This is a genomic window from Ohtaekwangia sp., from assembly GCF_036568665.1.
Taxonomy (GTDB): Bacteria; Bacteroidota; Bacteroidia; order Cytophagales; family Cyclobacteriaceae; genus Ohtaekwangia.
In genome coordinates this window covers 24115-35280 of sequence record NZ_DATCSD010000353.1, presented here as the reverse complement: position 1 = coordinate 35280, position 11166 = coordinate 24115, and the positions used below count along the sequence as shown (strand labels likewise).

Genomic DNA, 11166 nt, shown 5'->3' with positions numbered 1-11166 from the left:
TGTGTACTCACCACTTCAAAAGTTTTTCCTTCTGATATACCTACCGATGTTTTTACTTTCACCGAATAGTTACCCACTGCCAGATCGGAAGGTATAATTACTGTAACTACTTTACTGGTAGCGGTCGCTATATCTGCCTGTGTACCGCCAAACATTACCTTGGTGGCCGTAGAGAAATTTTTACCGCGGAGCAGCAATAGCTGATCCGTTATATTTTTAGTCGCCACTACCTCATCAATGATCGGGTCTGTTTTCGGATCCACCGGCTTTGTTTCGAGTACTGTGAACGACATAGTAGCAGAGGTACCGCCATCGGCCACTACCGCTACCGTTGTGTTGCCCGGAGGTAAACCGGCTGGCACCACCGTAAGCATTTCTGTATCGGTTTTTGTTACGATAGATGATTCCGTTGTACCGAATAACACCACCGAAGCTGTAGCGAAGTTTGTTCCCTGTATATATACTTCATCGCCCACCTGGCCTTCGGCTGGCACCAGTTGTGTAATCTCCGGCTTTGCTTTCTCGGGTTCGCTGCAGGTAGACAATGCTATAACAGCCCATAGTAATACTATTGGAGAGAGGATCTTGTAATGCTTCATGACTTTTATCGTTAATCCTGACTTAAGTCGTATAAAATCCGATTGGCCCTTCGCTCCAGTTCCTGCAATCGCTTATCCAGCCTGATCACTTCTTCGCCTATATCTTTGGTTAATTCACGCTTTACTTCATTCGGCCGCTTCACGCGGTTATTGACGATATCATTAATGGTTGATACTTTTTGATTGAGCGTGAGAATATTTACACTATGCGTTTCGCCCAAGGCATAGTCCATTAAACTTTTAAACTCGAGCGTAGTAACATCGCGCTTCCAAAACATGCTAACATATTTCTCATACGTGAGTCTTTCTTTATTAAGTTTTTCGAAAGCACGGTTATACTGTTCCATCGCATCGGTAAGTTTACCCAATGCCTGCCTGCTCTCCAGCGCCTGCGGAATTAAAAACTGAAAAGCATCTTTCAGATCTTTCGCTTCATTGATATAGTCGGTAAGTGTATTCGAGATCTCCGGGTAAGCTTCATCTTTACTGGTAACGGCTACACTGCGATTGATCATCACAACAGCAGAATTCATTTCTGATACTTTCGATTTAATGAGTGCTCGCACTTCAAATATATACTCCCCCACAAAGGCGTTTACATCTTTCAGCACATCCCAGATTATTACGCGATCCGTTCCGGGCGTTACCGCATTGCCTACCCCGTTACCACTTACATGACGAAGCTCCTGTGCATATTGATCTTTAGAACAATACAAGGCCACTTCAAATAACTGATCTTCTTTAAAATCTTCGATGTTATAATGAACAATGATCTTCGTGCCAACAGCCTGTGGTATAATGTTGGTTAAGCGCTGCGCATGCGCACTACAGACTATAAAAGCCATGACGCAGGTAAGTACAGGCAGAATAGTTTTCATACAAACAGAGAGGGTTATTTAAAGTTACGCCATTTGAGGGTTTGTAAAAAATGATTTTAGTAAATTTCATATTGAAAATTTACTGCACACTGCAGGCAACAGCCTATAGGCTTGTCTTTGATAAGTAAAGCCTGTTAATGCTTTGCGAGCAGGGCGCTAACATTACCCTCTCATGTTACGATTCCTTCTTATCACTTTTTACATTGCAATCGCAGGCAATACTATTGCCCAGCAGATTATTAAAGGCCAAAGTAAACCTGCCACCTTTAATATTGTGCCCGTAAAAGATACCGCCACTACTTCATCCATTTCTATTACTACCAGCCTGGAGTTTTACAAGAACGAAAAGAAAACTGCGCTGATCATTGGTAACGGCAACTATAAAAACGGTCCGCTAAAAAATGCTGTGAACGATGCGCTGGATATAGCCACAGCTCTCAGTGAAAAAGGATTTAAAGTAATTCTGAAACAGAATGCCAGTCGTGCCGATATGCGTGATGCCATTCGGGAATTTGGCAGCGAGATAAGCGAAGGTGGCGTAGGATTGTTTTATTACTCCGGCCACGGTATACAGGTTGATGGTGTAAATTACCTGGTGCCCATCGATGCCAACATTGAAATGAAAGCCGAGGTGGCCGAGGAGTGCATCAGTGCTTCTGCTATATTGCGGGTGATGGAGTACTCCAACAATCGCATCAATGTAATTATACTCGATGCCTGTCGTAATAATCCATTCAGGAGTTTTTCGCGCTCGGATGAAAAAGGTATAACCAGGATGGATCCACCGAAAGGAGCTAAACAAGGATCGATCATTGCGTTTGCTACAGCACCGGGCGATGTAGCTTCGGATGGTGAGGGAAGAAACGGGCTATATACCTCGAAACTGCTGAAGTATATAAATGCACCCGACCTTACGTTGGAAGAAGTTTTTAAGAAGGTGAGGATTGATGTATCCACGGAATCCGCCGGACGACAGATTCCGTGGGAGAACAATTCGCTTACAGGCGATTTCTTCTTTACAATCAAATAATTTTTATAGACCGTACTGATCGATCAGGTATATCAGCGATGCCATAGACGCGGCACCGAGTTCCAGCTCACGCTTGCTTACTTTATCTATCGTATCTTCCTGTGTATGGTGATAATCAAAGTAACGTTGTGAGTCAGGCAAAAATCCGATGATCGGTACCCCTTGCGCCTGCAACGGTCCTATATCTGCTCCGCCTCCTTCGTTATCAAAACTATATAATCCATAAGGTTCCAGCAGTGGCTTCCAGCTTTTGATTTTTGTACGCACCGCTTCGGTTGCCGTCATGGTAAAGCCACGAGGAGTAAATCCTCCATCGTCTGACTCAACAGCTGCTATATGTTTTTCTTTTTTCAGCTCTGCCTGGCGTGCATATTCAAGACCGCCACGCAAACCATTCTCCTCATTCATAAACAACACTACACGAATAGTGCGTTTGGGTTTATAGCCAATCACTTTAAAAAGTCTGAGCACTTCCATCGACTGTACACAACCGGCACCATCATCATGCGCGCCTTGAGCCAGATCCCATGAGTCCAGGTGACCACCCACTACAATAATTTCATTGGGAAATTCTGATCCTTTAATCTCCGCTACAACATTATAGGAAGGTGCATCGGGCAAAGTTTCGCAGTGTGTTTCAAAGTAGAACTGTATATCTTTCTCTTCTTTCAGAATTTTACTCAACAGGTCAGCATGCTTCGTGCTGATAGCAATAGCCGGGAGCTTGGCTATATTTACTGTATAGCGAAGACCTCCGGTGTGGGGATAATCTTCCTGGTTCAACCCCATGGAACGAACGATAACACCGGTTGCTCCATACTTGGCTGCTTCTGATGGGCCCAGTGCGCGCTGCTCAACGGCACCGCCATACGCCTCAAACGTATTGAACTTGCTAGGGTCCATCGGACGATTAAAGAACACGATCTTCCCTTTTACATTTTTTTCTCCCAGTTGTTTCAGTTCATCAAAGCTCTTTACCTCTACAATGCTGCCCGTTACTCCGGAAGGCCCAGTACCTACAGACATACCCAAGGCACATACATTCATTTCTACTACACCTCTTTTCTTGGAGTTGATAACACGACCAACTTCTTTTTGTCCGCGGATCCAGTGTGGTACCATTACCGGTTGAAGAAAAACAGAGTCTGTAAAATTATCGAGCTCGTGTCGCCCCCACTCTACAGCAGCCGCTGCACCGGGTGAACCACTGAGGCGCGCGCCTATAGTAGTGGTTAGATACTCGAGCATGGAATAACTTTTCCCTCTCGACAGCTCTTCGCTGTAAATTTGTTTAATAGCCGAAGCATCATTGGATTGTGAATATGCTGCCGAGTAACATATCACAAACAGGCATAGCAAAACTATTCGCATATAGGTATATAGATTGATGTAGTAGTTAGATTAGTGTAGCCGACTTTAATATATACATGTGATGATCAGGATTGCTGTCGTTCAAAATCAGGATGCCCTCCATCACAATCTGCTTCGTGGTAAATTTTATTTTCTGAGTAGTTTCTACTTCCACTACTGTTTCCGGACCTGCTGCACCACAGAAGAAGCACAGATTAAACGGCCAGGCAGAAAGCATAAACTTACCTTGCCCGCCCATTTCTTCGAGCGGAATTATATACCCTTGCAGTCGTATCTTTTTACCATTGAAAGTTTTCAGATGCTTGCTGAAAACAGGTACCTCCACCTCATAACCGTTCTTGTCTTTCTTATTTTCAAAACCAACCTGCGCCAGCACCTGCCAGAAATTCTGTTCCTGTGCAAACACGTGTGGCGACAAGAGTAGCAGAATAATGAAAAGACTTTTTTTCATGAGGCTCCAAGTATAATCATAAGTTTTGATGAACGGTATACCGCTTACATTTTTGAACTGATTATTCCCGTAAATCGTTTTCAATAGATGCATACGCATTTGTTCAGCAAGTTCTAAACATCGAATTTCGCATCCATCTAAACCGTACCATGTATGGCCTTTCTTTTTGACTCATTCGAAAACTGGAAACAGTACAGCATACAACACAACATGCCGCTCCACCAGATTGTGCTGGAGTATGAACGCACCCAAAAAAACAGAAGTGAAAAAGATACATGGGATGGTCTCGCCAATGCATGGCAGGTGATGAAGGAAGCTGTGCGCACGGGCCTCGAAGAAGATATGACTTCGCGCTCGGGCATGATCAACAACGGTGCAAAGAAAGTATACCGCTACCCTACTGCTGTTATATCCAAAGAGTTTCAACAGCTTATAGCACGGGCGCTCGCAGCCAAAGAAGTAAATTCGTGTATGGGCAGAGTTGTGGCTGCACCTACTGCCGGTGCCAGCGGCATTATGCCGGGAGTATTATATACTTTACAAGAGATACATCAGATCGATGACGAGAAAATACTCGAAGCAATGCTGATCGCTGCTGGTATAGCACTCATCATGGAACAGAAAGCATCTATAGCAGGTGCTGTTGGTGGTTGCCAGGCCGAAACAGGAACAGCTGCTGCCATGGGAGCAGGAGCTATAGTATATTGTTTAGGCGGAGATATAGACCAGATATTTAACGGTGTGGCTATAACAGTACAGTGTATGCTGGGGCTGGTGTGCGACCCCGTTGCAGGACTTGTTGAGATACCGTGTGTGGTACGTAACGCCAGTGCCGCTGCTATTGCCAACAGCTCCGCACAAATTGCGCTTGCCAGTGTAAGCAGTGTTATACCGGTAGACGAAGTGATTGAAGCGATGGGCGAAATTGGATCGAGTATGGAAACGCGCTATAAAGAAACTGCACTCGGAGGATTAGCCGCTACTAAAACCGGGCAAGCTATAGCGAGAAAAGTTTTGATCCACACGATAGAGATGCTGCCGGATGAAGATGTGAAATAATTTTCCCACAGACCTCACAGAAATTTCACAGATATATACTTAGCTATTTTGTTTTGCCGCGTCCCGATAGCTATCGGAAGTAATTTGAGGCAGATGAAGTGCGGTAAAAGCTATTTTATAGCATCGGGCAGTACTTCGTTCCCGAAGAAGTAAATAGCGCTGCTAAAGATTACCGACCATACGGCCGCGCTGATAAACATATATAGGATAAGTTTATTGCGGGGTGCACCGAAGCTCAAGGCGAGTAATGTGCCTCCTATAGGCGTGAGAAAAACTGGTGTAAGGGCCGCGACACCAGGTAAGCCATATTTTTTCCAGATGCCTACAAATTTCCTGTTGCGATCGGAGAAGCGTTTTCTCTTGGCAAAAAATTTATCTACAATCCTGGTGCGCAGAAATTCTCCGAAGAAAGCAAAAGCAAATACAACGGTCATCATACCCGCCACAGTTGCCAGAATGGTAGTAGCCAGTGTAAGGTTAGCGGTATATCCTGCAAGCGGACCAAATATAAATTTGAGCATGCTCGAAAAGTAAACCGGTATTGCTTTGAGGATCTCTTCCAACATGGAGCTATATACGTATAGAGGTTGTTTTGGTATTCAGCTAATTAATGTTCCTGTAAATCTAAATCTTCGAGCCGTAGCTTAGATCTCCGGCATCACCGAGGCCGGGAACTATATAAAACTGTTCATTGAGATGTTCATCTATCGCACACGTCCAAAGTGAATAAGGTATATTTACATGTTGTGTTACAAATTTTATTCCCTCCGGAGCTGCCACCAGCGAAACAATATGCAAATGTTCGGGAGTGCCTCGTTTTAAGAGCTGTTCTACAGAATCCATTATAGATTTGCCGGTTGCCAACATCGGATCGATCAGAATTACTTCACGTCCTTGCAAATAAGGGGTCGAAACATAATCCAGTTTTATTGTTATCTCGTGCAAGCTTTCGCGTCTGTAAGCCCCGACAAAACCGGCCTCAGCCTGATCAAAAAAATTAATAAAGCCTTGAAAGTATGGGAAGCCTGCGCGGAGAATTGTTATCAGTAAAGGTTGATGCTTAAACACATTGATGCGCGATTTACCCAATGGTGTTTCAATAATGCGGGTGGTATATTGAAACTTCTTCGAAACCTCATACGCCATAATTTCACCAAGTCGCTCCATATTCTTGCGAAAGCGCATGCGATCTTGCTGCAGCGTCTTGTCTCTCAGCTCCAGAATAAATTGATTAGCTACCGAGTTTTGCTCGCTAAGGTTAAAAACCATAAGTGTCACTTTTTTCTAATCAAAATTTAGAATAAAGTTGCAGAAGAACTATCATACAGGTGAATTAAAATAAATGTATGGGAGTTGAAAGGCCAGTGCTGGATTAAGAAAGAGAGTCGAAAGACCGAAAGTCAGAAAGATGTGGTAGCAAGTATTCCTATAGCACGCCAGGATGGATTTACTGTATAATATAAATAGATATCTATAAATATAAAGGAAGGAATGAGTCTGCAGAACGAACACCGCTTTCGGTCTTTCAGACTTCCAAACTTTCCGATTTTTACCTATGAAATTACTCAAACAACTTTGCGAAGTACATGCGCCCTCCGGAAACGAAGTTCGCATGAAAGAATTTTTACTGAAATATATTACCAAAGAAAAAAAGAACTGGAAGGTAAAGCCTACCGTGTATCATGGCGATGAGTTTCAGGATAACATTATTCTGAAATTTGGCAAACCCCGCACAGCCATCTTTGCGCATATTGATAGCATTGGTTTTACTGTGCGCTATTTCAATCAGCTTTTACCCATTGGCAGTCCGGATGCCGAGATGGGAACAAAGCTTGTGGGAGAAGACAGCCTCGGTCCTATTGAATGCGAACTTGAATTTGATAAAGAGAATCACGCGTTTTATAAATTCGGCAGGCAGATAGATCGCGGCACCGAGTTAACCTACAAAGTAAATTTTCGCGCGGATAAAAATTATATACAATCTGCGTATCTCGACAATCGCCTCGGAGTATATAATGCATTAAAGGTTGCCGAAACCTTGAAGGATGGTGTTATTGTATTCAGCACGTGGGAGGAACACGGAGGCGGCTCCGTGCCATACCTGGCAAAATTTATATATGAGCAGTGGAGTATAAAGCAGGCGTTGGTATCAGACATCACGTGGGTATCCGATGGTGTAGATCATGGCAAAGGTGTTGTAATCTCGATGCGGGATCGTAACATTCCGCGCAAAAGTTTTATTGATAAGATTATTGCTATTGCAAAAAAACATAAGGTAGATTTTCAACTCGAAGTGGAAGGCATGGGCTCCAGCGATGGAAGAGAATTACAAGTTTCTCCCTATCCGTTCGACTGGTGTTTTGTTGGTGCGCCTCAACACAATCCGCATACACCAGATGAACGTGTACATACTCACGACATCAAGAGTATGATTGAGCTCTATAGCTGGCTGATGAAAGATCTTTGATGCTAGAAATCGAAAGTATAATTCAATATCCGTGAAGTAATTTTACCGAGAGACCTATCTATTTCCTGGTATTGATTATCGTTCAAGGAGTATCCGGTAGCTTCTTTGGTTTCCGGATCGATGATCCAATATTCCTTTACTCCGAATTGTTCGTATAGTTTTTTCTTTCTGATCTTGTCATGATTCTCATTTCCTTCTGACAGTACCTCCACGATAAGATCGGGCACACCATGAATGTGTCTCTCGATAATAGAAAGTCTGCTCGCTGAGACAAATACTATATCTGGCTGAACTGCATTCAGATGCTCATCCAGGTAAACATCAAAAGGAGCTACGTAAACTTCGCCCGTTTTTGTTTCCTCTGTAAAGAGAATCATTTTAGAAGACAGAATTGCTACAATTCGCTGATGCGAACCGGATGAGAGATGGCGACATATAAATACTTCCTTCAATTAATTCTGCTAACGTTCAGGAAGCTGTTTATATACTTCCATTATGGTTTTGGGTGGATGTGACAACAGGTCGTTCATCTTTTCAAATTTAAACATAAAACCCCTTGCACGGTCAGTTTTGTTTCCAGAATTTATCGGTCCAAACCTTGAACTATATACTATGACAACTACGCGAAGAGATTTTATCAAAACAGCAGCGCTTGCTGGCGTTGGCCTATCTATGTTACCAGAGTCTATGGCCACTGCAAAAGATAAAGAACAAAAAGTACGACTGGGCTTTATCGGTGTTGGCCTTCGCGGACAAAATCATCTTGAACTCGCTCTAAGAAGAAATGATATAGAAGTAGTGGCGCTCTGCGATATTCAGCAGCGCATGATCGACATGAGCAAGGAACTGGTAAAACAATCCGGAAAACCTATGCCGCAGATTATTCTCGAGGGCCCATACGGATATAAAAAATTACTGGAAAATAAAGACATCGATGCAGTGATCATTGCTACACCGTGGGAATGGCACACGGTAATGTGTATCGATGCGATGAACGCCAAAAAATATGTAGGATGTGAAGTGATTACCGGCATGTCGGTTGAAGAATGCTGGGAGCTTGTGCATACTTCCGAACGTACAGGCATGCCGTTGATGATGCTGGAAAATGTTTGCTATAGAAGAGATGTGATGGCTGTATTGAATATGGTGCGCCAGAATATATTTGGCGAGATTATTCACTTGCAAGGCGGCTACCAACATGACTTGCGCGAAGTAAAATTCAACGATGGAAAAAATCCATACGGTGGTGGAGTTGAGTTTGGTGAAAAGGGATTTTCAGAAGCAAGCTGGCGAACGCTGCACTCGGTTAATCGTAATGGCGATCTTTATCCTACCCATGGTGTTGGGCCGGTTGCCATGATGATTGACATCAATCGCGGCAATCGCTTTACCGAGTTGGTTTCTTACTCAACTAAATCAAGAGGCTTGCATGATTACATTAAAAAAGTAGGCGGAGAAAATCACCCGAACACAAAAGTTGAATTCAAACTTGGCGACATTGTTACTACGATGATCAAGTGCGCAAAGGGAGAAACTATATTATTGCAACACGACACAAATTTACCGAGACCTTATTCACTGGGTTTTCGCGTGCAGGGCACAGAGGGTATATGGATGGATGTAAACAAGTCTGTCTATATAGAAGGCAAGAGTAAAAATCCCCATCAGTGGGACAGTGCCAATGAATGGCTGGAGAAGTATGATCATCCTCTCTGGAAAAAATACGGTAACGATGCTGCCGGTGCTGGTCATGGTGGCATGGACTGGTTTGTATTAAATGCTTTTGTTGAAGCCGTGAAACGAAAAGTAAATACACCTCAGGATGTATATGATGCTGTAACGTGGAGCGCTATCACACCACTCTCCGAAACTTCGATCAGACTCGGGGGAGAAACCGTTGAGTTTCCTGACTTCACACAAGGCAAGTGGATGTATCGTAAAAATGAATTTGCCTTGACGGATGCATATTGATTATAAGCCTGTAATGGTTCGCATGTTATTGATTGCAATACTGGTATTACCTTTCAATACCAGTATTGCTCAAAAGACTTTTTCTCAGCGCTTGTGTGCCGCTGCTATAGAACTGACGAAACAATCTGTAACATACGATCCAACGTATTTCTCCATTCCATATCCCAATGGCGATGTTCCTGCAGACAGAGGTGTTTGTACCGATGTAGTTATACGCGCTTATCGTAAACTGGGCATTGATCTGCAAAAGGAAGTACATGAAGATATGGCAAAGAACTTTAAGGTATATCCAGCCAAATGGGGACTCCGGTCAACAGATACAAACATCGATCACAGACGCGTGCCCAACCTCATGACATTCTTTTCGCGTCATGGCAATACACTAAAGATTTCTCAGGCTGCCGAAGATTATAAACCCGGAGATATAGTGTCGTGGGATTTAGGCGGTGGAATTACGCATATTGGTATCGTGATCGATCAGCGATCGTCCGACAATCAACGACATCTCATTGTACATAATATAGGGCGAGGTCAGGAAATATCAGATTGTTTATTTCAATACACCATCATAGGTCATCATCGCTATATCCGTTGATTTCAGAGAATTAGAAATTCTGGAATCCGAACTCCTAAATTCTTTTATCTTTGCGCTCCCTTAACCAAAGGGACGGCTATGCAGATTAAAGATTTACAGTTTAAGCAGTTTATCAATAAATCCAAAATCCAGGATAAGATCAGAACCCTGGCCGAGCAGATCAATGCTGACTATAAAGACAAGCAGCCTGTATTTTTACCGATATTGAACGGCTCGTTTATTTTTGCTGCAGACCTGATCAAGCAAATAGAAGTACCGTGCAAGGTATCGTTTGTAAAAGTTTCTTCGTATGGCGGTGCCGTTAGTTCCTCTGGCCAGCTTAAAACATTAATAGGTCTTGAAGCAAGTTTATTCAACCAGGATGTTATTCTGGTGGAAGATATAGTGGATACTGGTCTCACCCTTCAAAAAATCATTGAAGAGTTGAAGGGCCTCGGAACAAAATCGGTAGAAGTAATTTCGCTGCTGCGCAAGCAACCGGCCCGCGATAAAATGATCAATGTAAAATATGTAGGATTTGAAATAGACCACGAATTTGTAGTGGGCTACGGCTTGGATTATGACGGCCTGGGCCGGAATCTGAAAGAAATTTATAGAGCTCTGCCGGCTGCAAACAGCGCACCACCAACAGAGGCAGTATAAAAAATCGATAGTACCGGATCGTAAATCGATTTCTGATTCCTTATCTTCGTCAGCTAAACAAAATCCAAAAACCCATCTCAATCACCAAAACCGTAAAGTAGAA

13 protein-coding genes are annotated in these 11166 nt (G+C 43.3%); 6 read left to right on the top strand and 7 right to left on the bottom strand.

All coding sequences use genetic code 11. The features are described from left to right. Positions 1-599, bottom strand: a 599-nt coding sequence (locus VIN08_RS20190; RefSeq protein WP_331968889.1) for an IPT/TIG domain-containing protein, incomplete at its 3' end; no start/stop codon positions are given. Between the two features lie 11 nt (positions 600-610). Then, positions 611-1477 carry a hypothetical protein gene (locus tag VIN08_RS20185; RefSeq protein ID WP_331968887.1) on the bottom strand — a complete coding sequence of 289 codons (867 nt, stop codon included), beginning with the start codon at positions 1475-1477 and terminating at the stop codon, positions 611-613. 172 nt (positions 1478-1649) lie between these two features. On the opposite strand from VIN08_RS20185, the gene VIN08_RS20180 reads away from it, so the two are divergent. Then, positions 1650-2507 carry a caspase family protein gene (locus tag VIN08_RS20180; protein WP_331968884.1) on the top strand — a complete coding sequence of 286 codons (858 nt, stop codon included), beginning with the start codon at positions 1650-1652 and terminating at the stop codon, positions 2505-2507. 3 nt (positions 2508-2510) lie between these two features. On the opposite strand, the gene VIN08_RS20175 is transcribed toward VIN08_RS20180, so the two are convergent. Then, entirely contained in the window at positions 2511-3878 is a 1368-nt protein-coding gene (locus VIN08_RS20175; RefSeq protein ID WP_331968881.1) for a M28 family peptidase, read from the bottom strand. A gap of 25 nt (positions 3879-3903) precedes the next feature. Beyond that, a complete protein-coding gene (locus VIN08_RS20170) occupies positions 3904-4329 on the bottom strand; it encodes a DUF3299 domain-containing protein (RefSeq protein WP_331968878.1) in 426 nt (141 codons plus the stop codon). A gap of 153 nt (positions 4330-4482) precedes the next feature. On the opposite strand from VIN08_RS20170, the gene sdaAA reads away from it, so the two are divergent. Then, complete coding sequence (sdaAA, locus tag VIN08_RS20165) at positions 4483-5388, top strand: L-serine ammonia-lyase, iron-sulfur-dependent, subunit alpha (RefSeq protein ID WP_331968875.1); 906 nt, start codon at positions 4483-4485, stop codon at positions 5386-5388. A 110-nt stretch (positions 5389-5498) separates the two neighbouring features. On the opposite strand, the gene VIN08_RS20160 is transcribed toward sdaAA, so the two are convergent. Beyond that, a complete protein-coding gene (locus tag VIN08_RS20160; RefSeq protein ID WP_331968873.1) occupies positions 5499-5909 on the bottom strand; it encodes a hypothetical protein in 411 nt (136 codons plus the stop codon). A 103-nt stretch (positions 5910-6012) separates the two neighbouring features. Further along, complete coding sequence (gene upp, locus VIN08_RS20155; protein ID WP_331968870.1) at positions 6013-6657, bottom strand: uracil phosphoribosyltransferase; 645 nt, start codon at positions 6655-6657, stop codon at positions 6013-6015. A 286-nt stretch (positions 6658-6943) separates the two neighbouring features. Here upp and VIN08_RS20150 point away from each other — a divergent pair, with 286 nt between their 5' ends. Continuing rightward, positions 6944-7855 carry an aminopeptidase gene (locus VIN08_RS20150; protein WP_331968867.1) on the top strand — a complete coding sequence of 304 codons (912 nt, stop codon included), beginning with the start codon at positions 6944-6946 and terminating at the stop codon, positions 7853-7855. 2 nt (positions 7856-7857) lie between these two features. On the opposite strand, the gene VIN08_RS20145 is transcribed toward VIN08_RS20150, so the two are convergent. Beyond that, positions 7858-8307: a Uma2 family endonuclease gene (locus VIN08_RS20145; RefSeq protein WP_331968865.1), complete on the bottom strand. Its 450-nt coding sequence runs from the start codon at positions 8305-8307 to the stop codon at positions 7858-7860. Between the two features lie 160 nt (positions 8308-8467). On the opposite strand from VIN08_RS20145, the gene VIN08_RS20140 reads away from it, so the two are divergent. The 3 genes from VIN08_RS20140 to hpt all read left to right on the top strand — a co-directional run bounded on the left by VIN08_RS20140 (position 8468) and on the right by hpt (position 11063). Next, positions 8468-9826, top strand: a complete 1359-nt coding sequence (locus tag VIN08_RS20140) for a Gfo/Idh/MocA family protein (protein ID WP_331968862.1) — start codon at positions 8468-8470, stop codon at positions 9824-9826. Then, positions 9816-10421, top strand: a complete 606-nt coding sequence (locus VIN08_RS20135) for a DUF1287 domain-containing protein (protein ID WP_331968859.1) — start codon at positions 9816-9818, stop codon at positions 10419-10421. Before VIN08_RS20140 ends, VIN08_RS20135 begins: the two co-directional genes overlap by 11 nt. Before the next feature lie 78 nt (positions 10422-10499). After that, a complete protein-coding gene (gene hpt, locus VIN08_RS20130; RefSeq protein ID WP_331968856.1) occupies positions 10500-11063 on the top strand; it encodes a hypoxanthine phosphoribosyltransferase in 564 nt (187 codons plus the stop codon). Positions 11064-11166: the final 103 nt, after the last annotated feature.

What these genes read in the sequence shown, in the direction of transcription:
- VIN08_RS20170 (WP_331968878.1), bottom strand. Translation starts at nt 4,329, where the DNA reads ATGAAAAAAAGTCTTTTCATTATTCTGCTACTCTTGTCGCCACACGTG.
- VIN08_RS20175 (WP_331968881.1), bottom strand. Translation starts at nt 3,878, where the DNA reads ATGCGAATAGTTTTGCTATGCCTGTTTGTGATATGTTACTCGGCAGCA.
- sdaAA (WP_331968875.1), top strand. Translation starts at nt 4,483, where the DNA reads ATGGCCTTTCTTTTTGACTCATTCGAAAACTGGAAACAGTACAGCATA.
- VIN08_RS20150 (WP_331968867.1), top strand. Translation starts at nt 6,944, where the DNA reads ATGAAATTACTCAAACAACTTTGCGAAGTACATGCGCCCTCCGGAAAC.
- upp (WP_331968870.1), bottom strand. Translation starts at nt 6,657, where the DNA reads ATGGTTTTTAACCTTAGCGAGCAAAACTCGGTAGCTAATCAATTTATT.
- VIN08_RS20135 (WP_331968859.1), top strand. Translation starts at nt 9,816, where the DNA reads ATGCATATTGATTATAAGCCTGTAATGGTTCGCATGTTATTGATTGCA.
- hpt (WP_331968856.1), top strand. Translation starts at nt 10,500, where the DNA reads ATGCAGATTAAAGATTTACAGTTTAAGCAGTTTATCAATAAATCCAAA.
- VIN08_RS20185 (WP_331968887.1), bottom strand. Translation starts at nt 1,477, where the DNA reads ATGAAAACTATTCTGCCTGTACTTACCTGCGTCATGGCTTTTATAGTC.
- VIN08_RS20160 (WP_331968873.1), bottom strand. Translation starts at nt 5,909, where the DNA reads ATGCTCAAATTTATATTTGGTCCGCTTGCAGGATATACCGCTAACCTT.
- VIN08_RS20140 (WP_331968862.1), top strand. Translation starts at nt 8,468, where the DNA reads ATGACAACTACGCGAAGAGATTTTATCAAAACAGCAGCGCTTGCTGGC.
- VIN08_RS20180 (WP_331968884.1), top strand. Translation starts at nt 1,650, where the DNA reads ATGTTACGATTCCTTCTTATCACTTTTTACATTGCAATCGCAGGCAAT.